A 19297-nucleotide genomic window follows, 5' to 3' on the forward strand; every position below is an offset into this window, starting at 1 on the left:
TTCAAACCTGGCATGACCAATTTTGTCGAGGTGCTGAACCAGATGTGGGCAGCTTTCGTGGTCGGTCCATATAACGCACTGTCCCTCGCCGGCGGCACCATGACCGGACCGCTCGCCAGCATCAGCACGATTGGCGCGGAAGGCGAGGTAACGTCGCGACACCGATTGCTCTCTCCCAAGCTTCACATCGGCGTGGTCGGTGCTGACCCGGATATCAGCGTCATCGCGCGCATCGGTTCGATAGAGGGAGCAGAGGTTCTCGCCCTGGCAAACGTGGGATCGTTTTTCCACGGGGACGGTGGGCTGGGCAACGGGCTGCCTACATGCCTCAACATCTCGCGTAATGGCCCTACGGGGCGAGGCGTCACGTCGAAGGGCACGTTCAACGGCAATGGCGCCGACTACGCCGAGTACCTGATCAAGGGGCTCCTGTGCGGCACCATCGTGCCCGGGCAGATTATCGGCATCGACGCCGACGGCCGCCTCACCGATAAATGGGATCTGGCGATCTCGTTCGCCGTCAAATCGACCAATCCGTGCATGGTGGGCGGCGATACCTGGGCGGCTCACCTCGGGCCGCGCCCGATCGCGCCAGTGCGCCAGGACGGCGATACCGACGAACAGTGGGTCGATGCGCTGGCCGCCGCGCAGGTGGGCCAGCAGGTTTTCGACGCTGAGCTCGAGCAGGCGCGCCGGCAGGTGGACCGCATCGCGTTCGCCGGCCAGGTTCCGGTCAACCTGCAGGGGGCCGCGCCCGGCCAGTTCATCGTGCCGGTGCAGGATGGCGACGGCATCGGCGGCCTGGCCATCGACGAGGCCGATATCACCCTTCGCCAATATATGCGCGCCCTCGGCCGCGTGATCGCTATTGAGGACGACGGCCGAGCGCGGATCATCGTCAAGGTCGCATAGGCACCACCCATACCATCACAACCCGCTCCGGCGGGTTTTTTTACGTCCCACGAAAGGGGAAACATGCCAGCAGATGAGGCAGTAGAAGACGCGCGCCACGCGGACAACCAGCATCGAATCAAAGCGCTGGAGGAAGAGTTGGCAGCGGCTGTAGCAACGATTAATCGCCTGGACGCGCGCGCACAAGAGACGCTGGACGTGCTTGGCGCCATCAAGGGTCTGATCGACCAGCTGGACGTTCCGGCGCTGCGCGAGATGGCCGACGCGATGAACACGATGAAGGGCGGGGTCCGGGTGCTGGGCTGGCTCGAACGGCCAGCCAAGTGGCTGACGGTAATGGCGGCTCTGGCCGCTTCAATTTATGGACTGTGGAAACTCAAATGAAAAAACTCGAACTGATCGAAGACTGGCGGGCGGTGCTTACGCGCGCCTGGTCGATGAAATTCAGCATCCTGGCCGCCATCCTCGGCGGCCTGGAGGTGGGCGTCCAGTATGTGCAGCCGGCCGGCATCCCGAACGGCGTGTTCGCAGGAATCGCCTCGGCCGTGTCGCTGTCCGCCGCCGTGGCGCGCCTGGTGGCGCAGCGTGAACTGTCGGGAGGCGCCAATGGCAACGCCTAAACAACGTGCAGCGGCCGCTGCGGTGCTGGCCACGATCATCGCCGTACCTGCCGAGGGCATCCGTCAGATCGCCTACTACGACCCGCCCGGCATCCTGACCGTGTGCTACGGACACACCGGCGCCGACGTGGTGGCGAAGCGCCTGTACTCGATGGACGAATGCCGCGCGCTGCTGACGGCCGACATGCAGAAGGCGGTGGCCACAGTCGAGCGCTGCGTGCCAGGCCTGCCGGTACCGGTGCTGGCTGCCTTCGCCGACGCGGTATTCAATCTGGGCCCGACGCTGGTTTGCAGCCGCGCCAGCTCGACGGCCGCGCGCATGCTGTACGCCGGCGACCTGGTCGGCGCGTGCAACCAGCTGCCGCGCTGGGACAAGGCGCGCGTGCTGGGCGCCATGGTGGCTTTGCCGGGGCTGACCAAGCGCCGCGCCGCTGAGCGCAGCCTGTGCCTGACGGGGACGACATGAGCGCCGGCATCAAGGCCGCGCCGATGAGCGACAACCAGGTGGCGTTCGATTGCCCCGGTTGCGGCGAGGTGCACGTGCTGCCGGTCGGCCCTGCCGCCGACGGCCACCAGCGGCCTATCTGGGGCTACAACGGCGACCCGGTGCGGCCGACATTCACGCCGTCGGTACTGGCACGCAACGGGCACCACATGGACGGCGACAAACAGGAGTGTTGGTGCAACTACGAGGCCCGCACCTGCCGCAAGTCGCCGTTCAAGTGCGGCGTGTGCCATTCGTTCGTCACCGACGGCCAGATCCAGTTCCTCAGCGATTGCACGCACGCGCTGGCCGGCCAGACCGTTCCTCTACCTGATTGGAGTTGACCATGGATGCATTTAGCCTGGCCGGTGGCGCCGTCGTCGCCGGCATATGGAAAATCGCGGCGGTGGTGCTGGCCATCCTGCTGCTGGTAGTGATCACCGGCGCCGGTATGGGCTGGTGGCTGGCGGCCGCCGCGCGCGACCAGGCGCTGGCCAAGCTGGTGACGGAGCAGGGCGCCAGCGCCGCGCTGCGCGCCTCGATCGGCGTCCAAAACGAGGCGGTGGAATCGATGCAGCGCGCCACCGCCCAGGCCCAAGCGCGCGGCGCGGCTGCTCGAGCAGCGGCAGTGGCCGCCGCCCGGCGGTACGACGCCGCGCAGGCCAAACTGGCTGGAGTGCGCGCCACCACCTGCGACGAGGCCATGCCGTTTGTCGATCAGCTACTGAAGGACGTCAAATGAAAATCGCAATCATCTTGGGTACGCTGCTCCTGTCGGGCTGCGGCAGCGCGCCGCCGGTCACGCAAACCGTCTACGTGCCGTTGCACACGCCGTGCGTGAAGGACGTGCCGGCGCGGCCGGACTACGAATTCGACAAGCTGGCACTTGACTCGTCGGCTGGTGAGAAGGTTCTGGCGCTGGCGCGAGACTGGACATCCGGGCGAAAATACCTGGAATTGCTTGAAGCAGTAGTCGCTGGTTGTTTATAGGAAATGAAATCCTTCCTCAGCAGGGGGCGCGGTGCTGTTCAAGCTCGCTTTCATTTTCCTCCAGCCATACTTCGAGCTTTAAAAACAAATCCTCTGAATGCTCGTACTCGTTTTCGAACATACTCATCGACAGAATCGTCCCTTCAATCTGCATTCCTGAATATAGTTCACGTGTTTTATTGTTGAACGACGTGATCATCGTTTTCGGGTCTGTGTCAGAATATGATAATCTCATGCCTTCGTAGTTCGGATGGGCGCTTTCCGACAACCAGTTATATATTTTTTCAATTCCCTTGTATCGCTTTTCGCAGTGCTTTAACACTGTGACGATATTAATGGCTACCCACGCTGTGGATTCGTTCTTGGAGCCATGCATCAGTGCAAGCACCTTCTCCTCGAACTGGAGAAAGCTAAGTTTTCTTGTGGTTACGTCGCCGATCAATTTATCTTGATATATGAGTAGGGAAATTGTTTCAATTGCACTGCGAAGTAATATTCTTGCCCCCATCGGTTTGTGTTGAGAATGTAAAAACCAAGACTGCTCCAGAAGATCAACGAATCGCCATGCCACGGTTTCCCTATTGCATAAGACGTAATAAGTCACTTTCCATTTATGTGCAATGGGATTGCGCTCCCGCAAAGCGATGATATCTATCTGCTTGCAGAGAGTGTTTTGATAATCATTAATTGCTTGCTTTATGCTATCCATAATTAACCAAGAATAATTTCTTCAATGGATCGGGTGGGGCGTATGGCAACGGCCTTCCGGCACTGCAGCGTGCCCATATAGCATAGCTGTTCGATGCCGAGCCAAGCAGTGAGCGCCACCCCTTCGAAATTTGCGCCTAAGCTCAAACCTATTCGGACCTCAGCAAACCATCGGCCTTTGCAACCAGCCAGACGTTATCAAGTTTTGGCAAGGTCGCTCAAGGCCTGAGCGCTGCACCCTTCATTTTCTTGTAATTTCTTTGAATATTATACTTATTAAAACTTAAATTCGAGCAGAAACATTCGCCTTATTATTTCCGGTTCAAGTTGCGATACCAATTTCATTTTGTCTCCATTCCATGCCGGTTTCTGAGCAATAAATCCCAATCCCTGGACTGCTCAGAACGCTATCAGAAATTCTCATTTTACCTATTGTTGATCCAGTCGGCGTGAGTTGGACATTGGTTCCTCCGATGGCCATATTTATTTCTATCGCAGTCATGGGAAAATCATCGCGATATTTTTCAACCATATTTTTTTTGTATCTTTTCTCTGCCTCCGCTAAATTTTTTATGACCAAAAATCTTAAATGCAAATAATCTCCGTTCGCATATTTTATTTCCAGTTCCTTTCCTTGCGGCGGGCAACGAAGGTCGATCGGATTGCCAATATTTTCCCATGAGTGAGATTTAATAACTAATCTTTCTTCTGGGAGTAAACTTAGTAGATTTACTGTTAACCGCAAATAACCTAATTCGTCACGATTGAAAGCAATGACATCATATTCATCAATAACTAAAATCCTATAGGTTTCATAAAAAACATTTCCTCCTACAACCGCGAGTAGTTTGTTGCGGAGCCATTCGAGATCACCTTTTACCTTTTCTGAATTTACCCTATTCGCTTTTAGTGCGTGTAGTTGCTCATTGGTGTAATTTCCGCCATCAGCTTTTGCATGATGAACCGCGCACAAGGCAATCATGCCAGATGGTTCATTATGTGCGCGAATATTAACCGGCGGATCAAAATGATGGTACTCTAAAAAGGGAATGCCACATCCCTCGACAGGGCATCCGAAACCCACTTCTTCGCGCAATGCATGTTTCACTGCATCAGGAATAGATGTTCGTTTGTTTTTTAAGTTATTGTTCATGTCCGCCCTAAGTGATTTTGAATTTTTTTTCATTTCTGAATATTCGATATGTATCATGCACCTGCATTTCTCCCTCTACTCAAACGTGTCTGAAGCGGTTCGATTATTCCGATTCTTGCCGCCTTACCGCCTGTGAGGATGACGAACTTCGAAGAAGGTTTAGCCTGTTCTTAACTTGCCAAACTTACACCCTCTTCAACCCACACGAAGGTACCAGTTTTCGATCAACATTTGGAGGTTTAAACGTCGGAACACCTATTTGTTATACTGTATTTATATACAGTATTTATGGAGGGGGAGATGAGGGCTTGGATCTTGCGCCGGCGCGAGGGCGGTGCATACCTGCCCGAGCCGGTCCGGGTGGGCGTCGAGCCGGCGCCGTTCGAACTGCTGGTGGTCGAGGTCACGGACCAGGGCAAGCGCCGGCCGTCGAAGGTCGCGCGCCTCTACGCGCCCGGCACGAAGATCATCGTGGCCGAGCTGGCCAGCGTGCAGCTGCTGTGGCTGAAAGGATTCGAGTTCGTGCTGCACGGCGTGGACGTTACTGCCAGCGAGCGCGGGCCGGTCCACGCGGCCCAGTCTTGGATGTGCAAGCTGGATGAGCCGCTCCACGCGGTGGGGTACAGGATGCGCGGCATTTACGATCGCGGCCTAGTGCTACCGCGTCGCCAGCTCATGGATCGACCGTCCTATGTCAGCGAGGGCAAGCTGACGGTTGGCGGCGCCGTGGACGAGCGCATTGGCCGCCACGCTATGCGGGCAGAATTCACCAATGCCAGCCGACACGTCGGCACGCTGCTCGACTGCGACCTGGAATGGATGAGCGAGGAGCGATTCCAGTTGTCCGGGTTCCAGCACTACGACGCCTACGGCGACGCACCGGCGCGGCTGCTGCGCCAGGGTTGGCTGATCGAGTTCGACATTAAGACCCCAGAGCAGGTTGCATTCATTCGCTCGCTGGCGCCAAAGCCGCAGCGGTAGTCCCAAAAGCCTGTGTAAATCCCAGTGTAATCCGGTGCAATTCAATGGACTTTCTTGGCCCCCACCAAAGAACTCTCCCTATGAGAGCACTGCATTTTGGTGGCGGCAATGGCATTCACACTGCAGGGGTCGCAAGTTCGAAACTTGCACTTCCCACCAAGAATATCCTTTAATTTCAACGGGTTGCATCGCGCAGGCGAGCTCTGTTACAAATTTGGGCAATGCGAAATTCGCTGCCCTATGAAAAAACCGGCCGAGGCCGGTTTTTTTTCGCCCTAATTCTCGTCAGATCTGGGGAACTCATCCACGCGTTTTTCATTGCTTTGCTGATATAGCTGGAGCAGGCGCTGGCGCTTGTCATCCTCCAGCCCGGCGTGCACCCATTTGCCATAGGTACGCATGACCAGTGTCGTATCAGCGTGGCCCAGCCGGCTCACGACATACAGCGGGTTGGCGCCGAGCATGAGCGGGCCCTGGCGGCACATGCATGCCGCGCAGCCGAATAATCATCGACGCGACTCGTTGGCGCTTAAAATCCCGCGCCCGATTCGCTAATGTGCGGGAACTAATATATTAGTGCTTTCTAGCACTCCAATCATTACCGGTCACCGGCAGACACATGAACATACCCGATCAAACGCCCGCCCGTGCGCGGCAACGGTTCGCCCTGGCCTTGCTGGCCATGGCGGGTCTGCCCTTGCTGGCGCTGGCTGCAGGGCCCACGGTGGCGCTGACGCCGCCGATGGGCTGGAATCCCTGGAATGCATTCCGTACCGAGGTCACCGAGGCGAAAATTTTGGCGGTGGCGGAAAAGCTCAGGCAGTCCGGCCTGGCTGATGCCGGCTACCGCTATGTCAATCTCGACGATGGCTGGTGGCTCAAGCGCCGCGCGGACGGGCGCATCGAAGTGCGCACCAGCATGTTCCCCAGCGCGACTGCCGGCAACGGCAATACCACGCTGCGCCCGTTCGTCGACCGCCTGCACGGCATGGGCCTGAAAGCCGGGATCTATACCGAGATCGGCCGCAACGCCTGTTCGCAGGCCTGGGACGTCTAATCTCCCAACCTGCCGGTGGGCACCCGGGCCGAGCGCGAGGTGGGCACCTACGGCTACGGCGCACAGGACATGCAATTGCTGTTCGGCGAATGGAATTTCGATTACGTCAAGGTCGATGCCTGCGGCCTGGCGGACTACGCGGCCGGCCAGCGGCACGTGCGCGACGGCACGTACCGCCCGCTGGGCCCCTACATCGTACGTGGCCGCCCGGAGGAGGCGGCGTCCGACCAGGTGGAGGCGCTGTACGCGGACCTAGCGCAGCAACTGGCCAAGGTGCGCCCGCAGGGCGACTACGTGCTGTCGATCTGCGCGTGGGGCGAAGCGCGCGTGGCCGACTGGGCAGGCAAGTACGGCAACATGTGGCGCACCAGCGCCGATATCCGCGGCACATGGAGTTCGATGCTGCATAACTTCGACAGCGCCGCCATCCGCCCGCTGTATGCCGGCCCCGGTCGCTGGAACGACCCGGACATGCTCAAGGTGGGCATCGGCGAGTTCGATGGCGCGCACCTGGTCGCCGCCCGCGCCCACCTGTCGATGTGGGCGATCATCAACGCCCCGCTGATACTGGGCGCGGACCTGCCCCGGGTGCCGCAGACGATCCTCGACATCATGGGCAACCGCGACGTCATCGCCATCAACCAGGATCCGGCGGGCCACCAGGGCGTGACGGCGGCGCGCAATGGAGACACGCAAGTCATCGTCAAGACCCTGGCGCAACCGGGCCGCAAGGCGGTGGCGCTGATCAACCGTGGCGATCAGCCGCGCAGTGCGGCGATCTCGGTGGCGCAGCTGAACCTCGATCCCACGGCGCCGCTCACGGTGCGCAACGCGTGGACCGGCCGCGTGCTCGCGCTGGACGGCCAGCGCATCGTCACCGGGCTGGCGCCGCGCGAAACCGTGCTGCTGGTGGTGGAAGGGCGTCCGCGCGTGGCTGGCGGCGCCTACGTGACCGAACTGCCGGCCCGCCTGCGCATCCTGGACGATGGCAGCGCCGCGCTGCCGATGGCCTTGCGCGCGCAGTGGGTGCCGGTACAGGCCAACGCGGCGCCGTCGGGCGCGCCGCTGGTCGTCGATGGCCAGCCGGTGAACCATGGCATCGGCGCCCTGGTCAACTCGCGGCTGCAGGTAAGGCTGGACGCGGAGTTCGGGCGCTTCCGGGCGCAGGCCGGCGTGATGGATGTGGCCACGCTGGGCGCCGCGCCGCGCCGCGCCGCGCAGCGTCACCTGGCAAGTGTATGGCGACGGCAAGCCGCTGTTCCGGCAGGCAGGCGCCCGCGCCGATATCGACGTGGACGTGCGCGGTGTCCGCCAGCTCGAGTTGCAGGCGGAAGCGCCGCCGGGTACGCCCGGCGTGATCGCGTGGGCGGGCGCCGAGGTGACGCCATGACGGTGCGGACAGAGGACGGCCTTGACCCCGCCGAACAGCATCCGGCCGATCGGCCGGTGCGGCGCCGAACGTTTGTCGTAGCGGTAGCCTCGGCCCTGGCCGCCGGTTGCACCCCGCTGGCGCGCAGGCAGCACGAGCGTCCGGTCGTGCTGGGCGTAATCGAATACGGCCAGTCCAATGGGGAAGCGCAGGCCATGAAGGCTGCTGCGGTGCTGCACCCGGACTATCCGGCGGGACTGCGCATGCCGCAGACCGCGTCCGCCAACGTGTGGCTGGGCCAGGCCACGGTGGGCGGCCGGTCGTTCGCGGCCGACGCCATCAGCGGGCTGGCGCCGCTGCGCGGCGCCATGGGCAGCGCCACCCATGGCACCACGGCAGGCGAAAGCATGGTGCTGCGCCTGGTCGATGGCGCTGCGCAGCCGCCCGGTCAGCCGGGCCGCGAGATCGTACTGTTCAACGCTGCCGAAGGCGGCCAGGCGATCCGCAATCTGCTGCCGGACGCCGCTGCGCAATATTTCGGGTTTCGCAACCTGCAGCGAGCGGTCACGGCCGTCACCGCCGCGCTCGAGCATGAACACAAGCGTTACGAGGTACGCGTTGTCATCATGGCCCAGGGCGAATCGGACGCCCGTAACCGGCAACTGGGCGCCTTGCAGGAACAGGTGCGCGCCGCAATCGAAGTCACCGTCAAGGCGGTTACCGGCCAGCGCGTACCGGTGTGGCTGCTGACAGTGCAGCCGTCGAGCTTCTCCACGCGCGAGACTGCCGGTGTACTCGCCATCCTGGACCAGCACGGGAACAGCCTGGCGCAGCGCGGCGCCTTTTTTTGCCTGGGACCGACCTATAATTTCCCGTTCGCCCACGATTTTCTGCACCACACCACCACGGGACACGACATGCGGGGCGAACTGTACGCCGTCGCATACCAGGCCCTGCTGCGCGACGGCCGCTGGGACCCGCTGCGCGTACTGCGCGCCACGCTGGCAGGACCTCGCCGCATCGTGCTGGACCTGAGCGAAGCGGCAGCGGTGGAGCACATCGATGCTGCCGCGCCACCGCCGTGGCTCGGCATCGACGTGGTAGGCGGCGCGATTGCGGCAATCACGGTTGATGGCGCCGCCGTCGTGATCACCACGACCGGGCCGGCAGCGCAGGTGACTGCTGTGCGGGTGGGACTTGCCGGCCACGACGGCAAGCGCAGTGCCGCTACCGTGCCGCGCACCAGCATCCGGTCGGCATTTGCTTACGGGATCTATCGCAATGGTGACGTAATGCGAAAATGGCTGTGCCACGCCAGTATCGAATTGTCGCCGGTCGAGAGCTTTTAAAACCTTGATGCGTTGCACGGCACGACTGGCACACAACACCGCGTACCACGCCGCCCGGATGATGAGCGTGTGGCGCAGATCCGCATCGCCAGCGGCAACCTCGACCGGTCGTGGCCGCCGCATATCTCCGTCAACTGCAAGTTCCGGACCGTGCTGGACGAACATACCAACATCGCACGAGCGATCGCTGCCGGTAACCCTACCGACGCCCGGCAGTGGATACGACGGCACGAGCGCTGTCCGCTCAGGCCGAACCCGGTGCTGGCGATGCAAGCGCACGACAATGGCGATCTGCCGGTCAGCTTCAGCCCGAAAGGCTTGCTGAACGTGCATCGCCTGCGGCAGCGACGCCCTGGTGCTGACCGTGGCCGACAACGGTCGCGGCACGGACGACAAGCAAGTCCGGCTGCGTCTGAAGGACCGCCACTTTGGCCTGGTGGGCATGCGCGAGCGGGCGCGCCGGGTGGGCGCTGTGCTCGGTATCGGCAACGCTCCCGGCCAGGGTACCATGGCCGCGCTGAAAGTGCCGGCGCGGCGGGTGCATGCGGAAGCGCTATAAGCCGGCCCGCACCGGATCGAAGCGCTTGCGCATGTCCATCCAGCATTGCGCATAGTCGGGCTGCAGCTGGGGCGACGCCAGCGCCTGGGCAGTGGGGTGGATCACGTGGCGCGTCTCGAACATGAAGGCCATGGTGTTATCGATCTTGTGGGGCGCGCTGGTGTCGCTGGTGCTGGCTTTTTCGAACGTCGGCGCGTCCGGACCGTGGCCGCTCATGCAGTTGTGCAGGCTGGCGCCGCCGGGACGAAAGCCGGTGGCCTTGGCGTCATACTGGCCGTGGATCAGGCCCATGATGTCGCTGGCCACGTTGCGGTGGAACCACGACGGACGGAACGTGTCCTCGGCCACCAGCCAGCGCGGCGGGAAAATCACGAAGTCAAGGTTATCGACGCCGGGCGTGTCGCTTGGCGACTGCAGCACCAGGAAAATCGACGGATCGGGATGGTCGTGGCTGATCGAGCCGATGGTGTTGAAGTGGCGCAGGTCGTATTTGTACGGTGCGTAGCGGCGAATGGCCGATGGCGGCCCGCCAGAGGTTGCCGTAGAACTTGGCCACCAGTTCGAAGTCGGGTAGGTGACGGCTTTTTTTGTTCATAACGAAGATACTGGCAACGGCCGCGCTAGCTACGCATCGACCCGTGTCCGCTTCATAGCTGTCCACTCCCATCGGTTCATCAACCCGTTTTAAATAGATCGGGCCTTCATTCACGCCAGCTGCGGTGGCCGGTCGTAGCGCCGACCAAGCTGGCCCAGGCCACCGGCCTGGCCGAGCGCGCAATGCCGTCGGTGGGTGCGATCCATCCGGCGTACGCTATGTCGAACGGCAAGGCGTTGCTGTCCTGCCTGGCAGACGCGGCGGTCAGGGACTTCGTCTCGGTGATGCTGCCCACCGCGCTGTCCGAGCGCCAGCGGCCGGTCACCGAGGCGGCGCTGCGCGCAGCGTTGCCAGTGACGCCTACAGACAATGGAGTAAGCAATGCAGCAACGCTCTGCGGTAAATAGCAATTTCCCCACCGTATGCGTGGGCGGCCCGGCAGGCGGCTTGGACGCCTATATGCGCCTGCTGCGGCATCTGCCTGCCGACATGGGCTTGGCGATCGTGATCGTCAATCGCATCACCATGGCGCCCACCATGCTGCGCCACGCGCTCGCGCATATCGCACCCATGCCGGTCGAGCTGATCGAGAACGGCATGGCGGTGGTGCCCGATCGCGTGTTTGTCATTCCGTCCAACCGCGACCTCCACATCGACGCAGCCAGCTTCCGGCTGGCGCCTGTCTCCAAGCCGCGCGGCTGGCCCGAGGTCATTACAGTGTTCCTGAAGTCGGTGGCGCGTAGCTGGGATGGCCAGATCGTGGCGGTGATCGTGTCCGGCTACGACGACGACGGCGCCGATGCGCTGTGCGGCATCCGCGATGCGGGCGGCATCGCGGATGCCCAGCAACTGAGCACGGCCAGACAACCCGACATGCCGGAAAGCGCTATCGCCACCGGCTGCATCGACTTCATCCTGACCCCCGAGGGCATCGCCGCACACTTCGTTCGCATCGCGCGCGGCGACATGTCCGCCTGGCTCCGCAGCGACGCGCTGGTCACCGTGCTCGCGTCCGGTCAGCCGGCCTTGGCCGCCAGCTGACCCGCCCCGTCCACCTTGGGCCGGCTGCGGGCAAACAGCACCGCGATGGCGCCCAGCAGCGACGCGCATGCCAGGCCGTACAAGCCGCCCTGGATCGAACCGGTGCGCTGTTCGAGCATGCCGAACGCGGCCGGCGCGACGAAGCCGCCGAGGTTGCCGATCGAGTTGATCAGCGCGATCACGGCTGCGGCAATCCGCACGTCGAGGTACGACTGCGGAATCGGCCAGAACAGCGAGGACGCCGCCTTGAAACCGATCGCGGCAAAGCAGATCGCCACGAAGCCATACACATTGTTGCCAGTGGAGGCCGACGCAAACATGCCGATCCCGGCCACGGCAAACGCGGCGGCGGTCCAGCCCTGCTGGTGCTTGAAACGCTGCGCCAGCGCTGCAAAGATGTACATCGCCACGATGGAAATCAGCCATGGAATCGAGTTGAACAGGCCCACTTCGAATTCGGTGAAATGTCCCATCTTCTTGATGATGGTGGGCAGCCAGAACGTGGCGCCGTAAATGGTCAGCGCGATCATGAAGTAAATCGTGCAGAACAAAATGATTTGCGGATCGCGCAGCAGGCCCAGCATGCTGTGCTTGCCTTGCGTGCCCAGCGCCGCTTCGCGTTCCTTCTGTTCGGCCGCAATCGCGCCGGTCAGTGCGTCGCGCTCCGCGTCGGTCAGCCACCGGGCGTCGCGCGGCTCGTTATCGAGCAGGAACCATACGGCCACGCACAGCACCATCGAGAAGCCGCCTTCGATCAGGAACATCCACTGCCAGCCGTGCAGGCCCATGCCCTCGATTTGCAGCAGCCCGCCCGTGATCGGGCCGGACAGCACCGATGCCGCTGCCGAACCGCTGAGGAACACCGCCATCGCCTTGCCGCGTTCGGCGCGTGGCATCCAGCGCGTGAAGTAATACACCACGCCGGGGAAGAAGCCCGCTTCGGCCACACCGAGCAGGAAGCGCAGCGCATAAAACGAGTGCGCACCCTGGACGAACGCCATGGCGGCCGCCGCCAGGCCCCAGGTAAACATGATGCGCGTGAGCCACGCCTTGGCGCCCACTTTTTGCAGCATCATATTGGACGGCACTTCGAACAGCGCATAGCCGATGAAGAACAGGCCGGCGCCGAAGCCGAACGTGGCCGGATCGATGCCGAGATCGGCGCTGAGGTGCGGCCGGACGAAGCCGATGTTGACGCGGTCGATGTAATTGGCGATGAACATGATGACCAGCAGCGGCAGGATGCGCCACTTGACCTTGCTGATCGCGCGCGCCAGCAGGGGATTGTGTCCCGGGGCGGTAGGGGCGGGGGTGTGTTGCACGATGATCTCCGGTTAAAAGGTGAAGCGCATGCCGAGATTGACGGCGCGGTCGCCGGTGCCGCCGTCGCTCGCATTGCCGAGTGTATAGCTGGCGCCGTTCTTGTTGCGCATGCGCGCGTAGATCGCATACAGATCGGTACGGCGCGACAGCGCGTAGCGGTAGCCGAGGCCCAATTGGTCGGCGTCCTGGTTGGCCGCTTCCTTGTCATCTTTGTGGATCCACGAGGCCAGCAGGGTGTGCGGGCCGAACGGCACGCTGACGCCCAGCAGGCGGTCGGTGCTGTCGCGGGTGACGCTGGTTGCCACCGGCGCCACCGTGTAGCCGTAGGGGTTGGTGGCGTTGCGCAGCGTGGAGCTGAGCGGGCCCTTGTTGACGCCGTATGCGAAGAACAGCTTGGCCGCTTTCAGGGTGTACGTGGCGGCCAGCAGCGTGTTGCGGGCGCTGGCGAGGCGGGTGGTGGCTGTGTCGTTGCTCTTGTCGTGGTACGTGAGGCGCACGGCCAGCGGACCGTCGGTGTAGTTGATGCCGGCGCCGCGCGAACTGGCGGCGGCAGTATCGCCGGCGATCTCGCCGGCCGCGTACACCAGGTCGGCGCTAAAGCCGTGGAACACGGCGCTCGCGTACTTGATGCTGTTGTCCAGGCGGCCGCCGTTCGACACGGCGTTGATCAGGTTTTTTTCGTCGGCCGAGGTGCCGCTGGTGAACGGATCGGCCATCACCGCCGCCAAATAGTGCGGCGCGTACTGGCGGCCGAAGGTGAGCGTGCCCAGTGCGGTGTTGCCGATGCCGACGAACGCCTGGCGGCCGAACAGCACGCCGCCCTGGCCGGAGGCGCCGGTGTCGGCCTGCACACCGCTTTCCAGCACGAACAGCGCGGTGCTGCCGCCGCCGAGGTCTTCCGTACCCTTGAAGCCGAGCCGCGAACCGGACGAAATGCCGCCGGTAAGCTTGGTGATGGAACCGGCCTTGTTGCCGCCTTCGAAGGACAGGCCGGCGTCGAGCACGCCGTAGACGGTGATGTTCGACTGGCTCCAAGCGGTCGGCGCGGTCGAGGCAAGCAGCAGCCATGCGGCTGCTGCCAGGGTTTTCTGATGCATGTGCGTCTCCAGATTAGTTATAGTTGTTTATAGTTTTAGTGAGTCGGTGCTTGTCATTGACGTGGACGCCGCACCGCCCGAAGGCGTCCACGGTATGAAAATCAGCGTTTGAAGCTCGGCTGCTTCGGATCGTAAGTCCAGTCCGGCACCAGGTAGCGCATGGCGGCGGCATCGTCGCGGGCGCCCCCGGCCACGCGCTTGTACAGTTCGTGGGCGGCGTGGATGCGTTCCATGTCGGGCGTAATGCCCAGGCCCGGCCGGTCCGGCACCGCCACCTGGCCGCCGACGATCTGCAGCGGTTCTTCGGTCAGGCGTTCCTGGCCTTCCTGCCAGATCCAGTGGGTGTCGATCGCCGTGATTATCCCGGGGGCGGCGGCAGCTACGTGGGTAAACATCGCCAGCGACACGTCGAAATGGTTGTTCGAGTGCGAGCCCCAGGTCAGGCCCCATTCGTGGCACAGCTGCGCCAGCCGCACCGAGCCCTGCATGGTCCAGAAATGCGGGTCGGCCAGCGGAATGTCCACCGCGCCCAGCAGGTGCGAATGGGCCATCTGGCGCCAGTCGGTGGCGACCATGTTGGTGGCGGTGGCAATGCCGGTGGCGCGCTTGAACTCGGCCATGATCTCGCGGCCCGAGTAACCGTTTTCGGGGCCGCACGGGTCTTCCGCGTAAGCCAGCACGTGACCCTGGCCGCGGCAGGCGGCAATCGCTTGCTCCAGCGACCAGGCGCCGTTGGGGTCGAGCGTGGCGCGGGCGTCGGGGAAGCGCTGCTTGATCGCCGCCACGGCCGCCACTTCTTCCTCCGGCCGCATCACGCCGCCCTTCAGTTTGAAGTCGCGGAAGCCGTAGCGCTCCACGCTGGCCGAGGCCAGGTCGGCAATCGCCTCGGGGGTCAGCGCTTCCTGGTGGCGCAGGCCGTACCAGCCGGACTGGCCGTCGCCAGCCAGGTAGGGCAGGTCGGTGCGCTGGCGGTCGCCGATGTAGAACAGGTAAGCGAGCATCGGCACGTGGGTGCGCTGCTGGCCGGCGCCGAGCAGTTCGCACACGGGCACGCCGAGGTGCTGGCCCAGCAGGTCGAGCAGTCCCGCTTCCACTGCCGTCACCACGTTTTCCAGGCGCAGGTTGATTTCGTGCGGCTGCTTCATGACCGCCTGCTCGCCGGCATTGGTGACCTGATGGTTGTCCTTGCCGGCAATCGCTTGGCGCATGGTGTTCAGGGTGCGGTTGTAGCGGCCGACCTCGGTACCGACAACGAGCGGGACAGCTTTTTCCAGCGCACGCAGGATGCCAGCGGAACCGGGCACTTCGCCCATGCCGGTGTGGCCCGAGCTGTCCTTGAGCAAGACCAGGATGCGCGTAAACCAGGGCGCGTGGGCGCCGCACAGGTTCAGCAGCATGCTGTCGTAGCCGGCGACGGGGATAACTTGCATTTCGGTAATAACCGGGGTGTTCGATTGTTGCATATGAGTTTTAATCCACGAAAGTTGAGCTAGGATCCTAGGTAGCGGAGTCGAGTGTAACGCATGTTTTACTGCGCACGCCATCGAAATTTGAAGATTTCAGCATGCAATGTTGTGTCGCCACTGCATGCCAGCACCGGTGGTGGCCGGGCCGCGCGGGGCCTGCGCCCGGGGCGCCATGCTAGAATCGGCGCCTCCACGACCAACTTCGACGTCCCACAATGAGTTTAGACAGCCTGACCGCTTCGTTCCGCCTCGACCGTTCGCGCAGCGCCGCTTCCCAGGTGTATGAACATTTGCGCGAGGCCATCGTCACGCTGGCGCTGGAACCGGGCACGTCGCTCTCGCGCACCCAGGTGGCCGAAGCGCTCGACCTGTCGCCGATGCCGGTGCGCGACGCGCTGTCGCGGCTGGAAAAAGAGGGGCTGGTGGAGATTTTTCCGCAGCATCTGACGCGCGTGCGCGCCATCGACCTCGACTCGGCGCGCCAGGCCCACGTGTTGCGGTTATCGGTCGAGCTGGAAATCGTGCACGGTCTGGCCAGCACCCGCAGCGCCGGCATCGACAAACTGTTGATGGGCGCCGTGATCAAGCAGCGCGCGTGCCTGGAGGCGGACGATATCGGCGGCTTCATCCTGTTCGACCAGGAATTCCACAAGACCATGTACCACGCGGCCCAGTTGATGAGCGTGTGGCACATGATCCGTGGCGCCAGTGGCAACCTCGACCGATTGCGGCGGCTGCACGTGCCCGTCAACGGCAAGGCCCAGACCGTGCTGGAAGAACACACCGGCATTGCGCAAGCGATCGCCGCCGGCGACCCGGCGGGCGCCCAGCAGTGGGTGCGGCGCCACCTGTCCGGCACCTTGACCGAACTCGACAGCTTGCGCGAACGGTATCCCGACTACATCTTGCCGATGGCGGATTTTACGGACCGCGCGCCTGCATAGGCGAACGGAGCGGGGTTACAACTGTCGGTGGATTTTTCAGGCGACGACAGAACGAGTGCTGTCGATATCCTGCGATGTCTCGACCAATTCCGCCCTTCACTGATTCAAACTCTTGCCTGACCTTGTACGATAAAGGCAACTTTACCCGGGTACGACGTCGCCGCCGTCGGGCTGGAAACCGGTGTTTTTCCGGGGCAGCAACTGGACGTGGGCGCCGCGCTCGAGATTGGCGGCGCCGCCGGCCAGGGTACCGTGGTCGAACTGAAAGTGTCGGCGCGGCTGGTGTATGCGGAAGCGTTATAAGTTGGCGCGCACTGGATCGAAGCGCTTGCGCATGCCCATCCAGCATTGCGCGTAGTCGGGTTGCAGCTGGGGCGACGCCAGCGCCTGGGCGGTGGGATGGATCACGTGGCGGGTCTCGAACATGAAGGCCATGGTGTCATCGACCTTGTGCGGCACGCTGGTGTCGCTGGCGCTGGCTTTTTCGAACGTCGGCGCGTCCGGGCCGTGGCCGCTCATGCAGTTGTGCAGGCTGGCGCCGCCGGGACGAAAACCGGTGGACTTGGCGTCGTACTGGCCGTGGATCAGGCCCATGAACTCGCTGGCCACGTTGCGGTGGAACCAGGGCGGACGGAACGTGTCCTCGGCCACCAGCCAGCGCGGCGGGAAGATCACGAAGTCGAGGTTGTCAACGCCGGGCGTGTCGCTTGGCGACTGCAGCACCAGGAAAATCGACGGATCGGGATGGTCGTGGCTGATCGAGCCGATGGTGTTGAAGTGGCGCAGGTCGTATTTATACGGCGCGTAGTTGCCGTGCCAGGCCACCACGTCGAGCGGCGAATGGCCGATGGCGGCGCGCCAGAGGTTGCCGCAGAACTTGGCCACCAGCTCGAAGTCGCCTTCCATATCCTCGTAGTGCGCGCACGGCGTCAGGAAGTCGCGCGGATTGGCCAGGCCGTTCGAACCGATCGGTCCCAAGTCGGGCAGGCGCAGCAGGGCGCCGAAATTCTCGCAAACATAGCCGCGCGCCGCGCCATCCGGCAGCAGCACCTGGAAGCGGACGCCGCGCGGGATTACGGCAATCTCCTGCGGCGCGATCTCAAGCACGCCCAGCTCGGTGCGCAGCAGCAGCCGGCCTTCCTGCGGGACGATCAGCAGTTCGCCGTCGGCCGAGTAGAAATAGCGGCCAGCCATATCGCGGTTGGCGGCGTACAGGTGGATTGCGCAGCCCGATTGCGACGCGGGCGAACCATTGCCCGCCATCGTCACCCAGCCGTCGATGAAGTCGTTGGGCTGCTCCGGCATCGGCAGCGGATCCCAGCGCAACTGGTTCGGCGGCGTCTCGACGAGGCCGAAGTCGGCCACGATGCGGCCGTTGTCGCGGCGCTGGAACGGCTGGTGCATGGCGGCCGGGCGGATGCGGTACAGCCACGAGCGCCGGTTGTGGCTGCGCGGCGCCGTGAAAGCGGTGCCCGACACCTGTTCGGCGTACAGCCCGTAGGCGGCATTCTGCGGCGAGTTGCGGTGCGCAGGCAGCGCGCCGGGCAGGGCTTCGGTGGCGAGTTCGTTGCCGAAGCCGGATTGGTAAGTGGCAGTCATGGCGGTCTCCGTGGTCATGTTTTTGCCATCACTGTAAAACTTCGAACAGGGTTTTACGAGGTAAATGAATGAATACAGACTATTTACAATGTAAATAATGGTAGCCTGTGGCCGGAACTTCATTTTCCCGGAACCTGACATGATCGACATCCGCAATATCGACCTCAACTTGCTGGTGGTCTTCCACGAGGTGTACCGCGAGCGGCAGATTTCCCTGGCTGCCAGGCGCCTGCACCTGACGCAATCGGCGGTCAGCAATGCGCTGGCGCGGTTGCGGCGCACGTTCGACGACGAGCTGTTCGTGCGCACCGCGCAGGGCATGCAGCCGACGCCGTTTGCCGGGCAACTGGCCGATCCGGTGGCTGGCGCCCTGGCCAGCATTACCGATGCGGTCAACCCGCCGCAGGCGTTCGACGCCGCCACCAGCGCGCGCCACTTCCGCCTGGCCATGACCGACGTGGGCGAGGTGTATTTCATGCCGGTGCTGATCGACCTGTTGCGCCGGCGCGCGCCCCAGGTCCAGGTCAGCACCGTGCGCGCCGGCGCCATCGACCTCAAGACCGAGATGGAGGCGGGCAGGGTGGACCTGGCCATCGGCGCTTTCGATGACGTGTCGGCATCGCTGTACCAGCGGCGGCTGTTCGAGCAGGAATACGTGACCATGTTCCGCCAGGACCACGCGCTGGCCCGTGGCACGCCCACGCTCAAACGCTTCCTGGCAGCCGAGCACCTGGTGGTGGCGTCGTCCGAAAGCCCGTACGACCGCATCAACATGCTGCTGGAAGAGGCCGGCGTGCGCGCGGCCGCCACGTTCCAGGTGCCGCACTTTACGGCCGTGCCCTATATCGTGGGCAGTACCGACCTGGTGGTGACGGTGCCGGAAAAGCTGGCGCAGCGCGCCGCCGCGCCATTTCAGCTCGCGTACGTGCGGCCGCCGCTGGCGCTGCCAACCTTGCAGACCCGGCTGTTCTGGCACCGGCGCTACAGCCAGGATGCGGGCAACCAGTGGTTGCGCAACCTGGTGGCGCAGACGTTTGCGGAATAGTCCCG

At 63.1% G+C, this 19297-nt stretch carries 22 protein-coding genes and 1 pseudogene; 14 read left to right on the forward strand and 9 right to left on the reverse strand.

Features of this window, described 5'->3' with window-relative positions; genetic code table 11:
- Positions 1 to 12 precede the first annotated feature (12 nt).
- From SR858_RS11380 to SR858_RS11410, 7 genes are all read left to right on the forward strand, one after another.
- A complete protein-coding gene (locus tag SR858_RS11380; RefSeq protein ID WP_019920910.1) occupies positions 13 to 912 on the forward strand; it encodes a hypothetical protein in 900 nt (299 codons plus the stop codon).
- A gap of 63 nt (positions 913 to 975) precedes the next feature.
- Complete coding sequence (locus tag SR858_RS11385) at positions 976 to 1296, forward strand: hypothetical protein (RefSeq protein ID WP_019920911.1); 321 nt, start codon at positions 976 to 978, stop codon at positions 1294 to 1296.
- Entirely contained in the window at positions 1293 to 1532 is a 240-nt protein-coding gene (locus tag SR858_RS11390; RefSeq protein ID WP_019920912.1) for a DUF7940 domain-containing protein, read from the forward strand. The genes SR858_RS11385 and SR858_RS11390 overlap by 4 nt, the downstream gene beginning before the upstream one ends.
- The gene (locus SR858_RS11395; protein WP_026637111.1) at positions 1519 to 1998 is read left to right on the forward strand and encodes a lysozyme; all 480 of its coding nucleotides are present in this window, start codon (positions 1519 to 1521) and stop codon (positions 1996 to 1998) included. The genes SR858_RS11390 and SR858_RS11395 overlap by 14 nt, the downstream gene beginning before the upstream one ends.
- The gene (locus SR858_RS11400; protein ID WP_322534564.1) at positions 1977 to 2360 is read left to right on the forward strand and encodes a DUF6527 family protein; all 384 of its coding nucleotides are present in this window, start codon (positions 1977 to 1979) and stop codon (positions 2358 to 2360) included. Before SR858_RS11395 ends, SR858_RS11400 begins: the two co-directional genes overlap by 22 nt.
- 2 nt (positions 2361 to 2362) lie before the next feature.
- Positions 2363 to 2758 (forward strand): hypothetical protein, encoded by a 396-nt coding sequence (locus SR858_RS11405; RefSeq protein ID WP_019920915.1) that lies wholly within the window; start codon positions 2363 to 2365, stop codon positions 2756 to 2758.
- Positions 2755 to 3006, forward strand: coding sequence for a hypothetical protein (locus SR858_RS11410; protein WP_019920916.1), 252 nt, complete (start codon positions 2755 to 2757; stop codon positions 3004 to 3006). The genes SR858_RS11405 and SR858_RS11410 overlap by 4 nt, the downstream gene beginning before the upstream one ends.
- Before the next feature lie 16 nt (positions 3007 to 3022).
- Here SR858_RS11410 and SR858_RS11415 read toward each other — a convergent pair whose 3' ends face one another.
- The gene (locus SR858_RS11415) at positions 3023 to 3715 is read right to left on the reverse strand and encodes a hypothetical protein (protein ID WP_026637112.1); all 693 of its coding nucleotides are present in this window, start codon (positions 3713 to 3715) and stop codon (positions 3023 to 3025) included.
- A 321-nt stretch (positions 3716 to 4036) separates the two neighbouring features.
- Complete coding sequence (locus tag SR858_RS11420) at positions 4037 to 4924, reverse strand: HNH endonuclease (protein ID WP_157094824.1); 888 nt, start codon at positions 4922 to 4924, stop codon at positions 4037 to 4039.
- Between the two features lie 243 nt (positions 4925 to 5167).
- Here SR858_RS11420 and SR858_RS11425 point away from each other — a divergent pair, with 243 nt between their 5' ends.
- Entirely contained in the window at positions 5168 to 5848 is a 681-nt protein-coding gene (locus SR858_RS11425; RefSeq protein WP_019920918.1) for a hypothetical protein, read from the forward strand.
- A gap of 275 nt (positions 5849 to 6123) precedes the next feature.
- On the opposite strand, the gene SR858_RS11430 is transcribed toward SR858_RS11425, so the two are convergent.
- Positions 6124 to 6312: a hypothetical protein gene (locus tag SR858_RS11430; RefSeq protein ID WP_154819798.1), complete on the reverse strand. Its 189-nt coding sequence runs from the start codon at positions 6310 to 6312 to the stop codon at positions 6124 to 6126.
- A 155-nt stretch (positions 6313 to 6467) separates the two neighbouring features.
- Between SR858_RS11430 and SR858_RS11435 the strand changes: the two genes are divergently transcribed.
- The 3 genes from SR858_RS11435 (at position 6468) to SR858_RS11445 (ending at position 10182) form a co-directional block, all read left to right on the forward strand.
- Positions 6468 to 6905 (forward strand): alpha-amylase family protein, encoded by a 438-nt coding sequence (locus tag SR858_RS11435; protein WP_051120284.1) that lies wholly within the window; start codon positions 6468 to 6470, stop codon positions 6903 to 6905.
- 15 nt (positions 6906 to 6920) lie between these two features.
- On the forward strand, positions 6921 to 9623 hold the full coding sequence (locus SR858_RS11440) for an NPCBM/NEW2 domain-containing protein (protein WP_051120285.1): 2703 nt from the start codon (positions 6921 to 6923) through the stop codon (positions 9621 to 9623).
- A 364-nt stretch (positions 9624 to 9987) separates the two neighbouring features.
- Complete coding sequence (locus SR858_RS11445; RefSeq protein ID WP_154819799.1) at positions 9988 to 10182, forward strand: ATP-binding protein; 195 nt, start codon at positions 9988 to 9990, stop codon at positions 10180 to 10182.
- Here the strand turns inward: SR858_RS11445 and SR858_RS11450 are convergent.
- Positions 10177 to 10750: pseudogene (locus tag SR858_RS11450) on the reverse strand (homogentisate 1,2-dioxygenase domain-containing protein); the annotation flags it as partial. The gene SR858_RS11445 and the pseudogene SR858_RS11450 overlap by 6 nt on opposite strands.
- Before the next feature lie 133 nt (positions 10751 to 10883).
- The gene (locus tag SR858_RS11455; RefSeq protein WP_154819800.1) at positions 10884 to 11147 is read right to left on the reverse strand and encodes a hypothetical protein; all 264 of its coding nucleotides are present in this window, start codon (positions 11145 to 11147) and stop codon (positions 10884 to 10886) included.
- Positions 11148 to 11158: 11 nt separating this feature from the next.
- Here SR858_RS11455 and SR858_RS11460 point away from each other — a divergent pair, with 11 nt between their 5' ends.
- Complete coding sequence (locus tag SR858_RS11460; protein WP_019920923.1) at positions 11159 to 11818, forward strand: chemotaxis protein CheB; 660 nt, start codon at positions 11159 to 11161, stop codon at positions 11816 to 11818.
- Here the strand turns inward: SR858_RS11460 and SR858_RS11465 are convergent.
- The 3 genes from SR858_RS11465 to SR858_RS11475 all read right to left on the reverse strand — a co-directional run bounded on the left by SR858_RS11465 (position 11794) and on the right by SR858_RS11475 (position 15701).
- Complete coding sequence (locus SR858_RS11465; protein ID WP_019920924.1) at positions 11794 to 13140, reverse strand: MFS transporter; 1347 nt, start codon at positions 13138 to 13140, stop codon at positions 11794 to 11796. The two genes, SR858_RS11460 and SR858_RS11465, sit on opposite strands and share 25 nt — an antisense overlap.
- 12 nt (positions 13141 to 13152) lie before the next feature.
- Positions 13153 to 14238 carry a porin gene (locus SR858_RS11470; protein WP_019920925.1) on the reverse strand — a complete coding sequence of 362 codons (1086 nt, stop codon included), beginning with the start codon at positions 14236 to 14238 and terminating at the stop codon, positions 13153 to 13155.
- A 101-nt stretch (positions 14239 to 14339) separates the two neighbouring features.
- Positions 14340 to 15701, reverse strand: coding sequence for an enolase C-terminal domain-like protein (locus SR858_RS11475; protein WP_019920926.1), 1362 nt, complete (start codon positions 15699 to 15701; stop codon positions 14340 to 14342).
- 218 nt (positions 15702 to 15919) lie between these two features.
- Here SR858_RS11475 and SR858_RS11480 point away from each other — a divergent pair, with 218 nt between their 5' ends.
- Positions 15920 to 16648, forward strand: coding sequence for a GntR family transcriptional regulator (locus SR858_RS11480; protein ID WP_019920927.1), 729 nt, complete (start codon positions 15920 to 15922; stop codon positions 16646 to 16648).
- 297 nt (positions 16649 to 16945) lie between these two features.
- On the opposite strand, the gene hmgA is transcribed toward SR858_RS11480, so the two are convergent.
- Positions 16946 to 18247, reverse strand: a complete 1302-nt coding sequence (hmgA, locus tag SR858_RS11485; protein WP_322534565.1) for a homogentisate 1,2-dioxygenase — start codon at positions 18245 to 18247, stop codon at positions 16946 to 16948.
- A gap of 139 nt (positions 18248 to 18386) precedes the next feature.
- Here hmgA and SR858_RS11490 point away from each other — a divergent pair, with 139 nt between their 5' ends.
- On the forward strand, positions 18387 to 19292 hold the full coding sequence (locus tag SR858_RS11490; protein ID WP_019920930.1) for a LysR family transcriptional regulator: 906 nt from the start codon (positions 18387 to 18389) through the stop codon (positions 19290 to 19292).
- The last annotated feature ends 5 nt before the right edge of the window (positions 19293 to 19297 follow it).

Source organism: Duganella zoogloeoides, assembly GCF_034479515.1.
GTDB lineage: Bacteria > Pseudomonadota > Gammaproteobacteria > Burkholderiales > Burkholderiaceae_D > Rugamonas > Rugamonas zoogloeoides.

Excerpts from the sequence above, each read along its gene's own strand:
- SR858_RS11425 (WP_019920918.1), top strand. The coding sequence starts at position 5,168 with ATGAGGGCTTGGATCTTGCGCCGGCGCGAGGGCGGTGCATACCTGCCC.
- SR858_RS11430 (WP_154819798.1), bottom strand. The coding sequence starts at position 6,312 with ATGCTCGGCGCCAACCCGCTGTATGTCGTGAGCCGGCTGGGCCACGCT.
- hmgA (WP_322534565.1), bottom strand. The coding sequence starts at position 18,247 with ATGACTGCCACTTACCAATCCGGCTTCGGCAACGAACTCGCCACCGAA.
- SR858_RS11415 (WP_026637112.1), bottom strand. The coding sequence starts at position 3,715 with ATGGATAGCATAAAGCAAGCAATTAATGATTATCAAAACACTCTCTGC.
- SR858_RS11390 (WP_019920912.1), top strand. The coding sequence starts at position 1,293 with ATGAAAAAACTCGAACTGATCGAAGACTGGCGGGCGGTGCTTACGCGC.
- SR858_RS11470 (WP_019920925.1), bottom strand. The coding sequence starts at position 14,238 with ATGCATCAGAAAACCCTGGCAGCAGCCGCATGGCTGCTGCTTGCCTCG.
- SR858_RS11420 (WP_157094824.1), bottom strand. The coding sequence starts at position 4,924 with ATGATACATATCGAATATTCAGAAATGAAAAAAAATTCAAAATCACTT.
- SR858_RS11410 (WP_019920916.1), top strand. The coding sequence starts at position 2,755 with ATGAAAATCGCAATCATCTTGGGTACGCTGCTCCTGTCGGGCTGCGGC.
- SR858_RS11460 (WP_019920923.1), top strand. The coding sequence starts at position 11,159 with ATGCAGCAACGCTCTGCGGTAAATAGCAATTTCCCCACCGTATGCGTG.
- SR858_RS11490 (WP_019920930.1), top strand. The coding sequence starts at position 18,387 with ATGATCGACATCCGCAATATCGACCTCAACTTGCTGGTGGTCTTCCAC.
- SR858_RS11480 (WP_019920927.1), top strand. The coding sequence starts at position 15,920 with ATGAGTTTAGACAGCCTGACCGCTTCGTTCCGCCTCGACCGTTCGCGC.
- SR858_RS11435 (WP_051120284.1), top strand. The coding sequence starts at position 6,468 with ATGAACATACCCGATCAAACGCCCGCCCGTGCGCGGCAACGGTTCGCC.
- SR858_RS11385 (WP_019920911.1), top strand. The coding sequence starts at position 976 with ATGCCAGCAGATGAGGCAGTAGAAGACGCGCGCCACGCGGACAACCAG.
- SR858_RS11475 (WP_019920926.1), bottom strand. The coding sequence starts at position 15,701 with ATGCAACAATCGAACACCCCGGTTATTACCGAAATGCAAGTTATCCCC.
- SR858_RS11405 (WP_019920915.1), top strand. The coding sequence starts at position 2,363 with ATGGATGCATTTAGCCTGGCCGGTGGCGCCGTCGTCGCCGGCATATGG.
- SR858_RS11380 (WP_019920910.1), top strand. The coding sequence starts at position 13 with ATGACCAATTTTGTCGAGGTGCTGAACCAGATGTGGGCAGCTTTCGTG.
- SR858_RS11395 (WP_026637111.1), top strand. The coding sequence starts at position 1,519 with ATGGCAACGCCTAAACAACGTGCAGCGGCCGCTGCGGTGCTGGCCACG.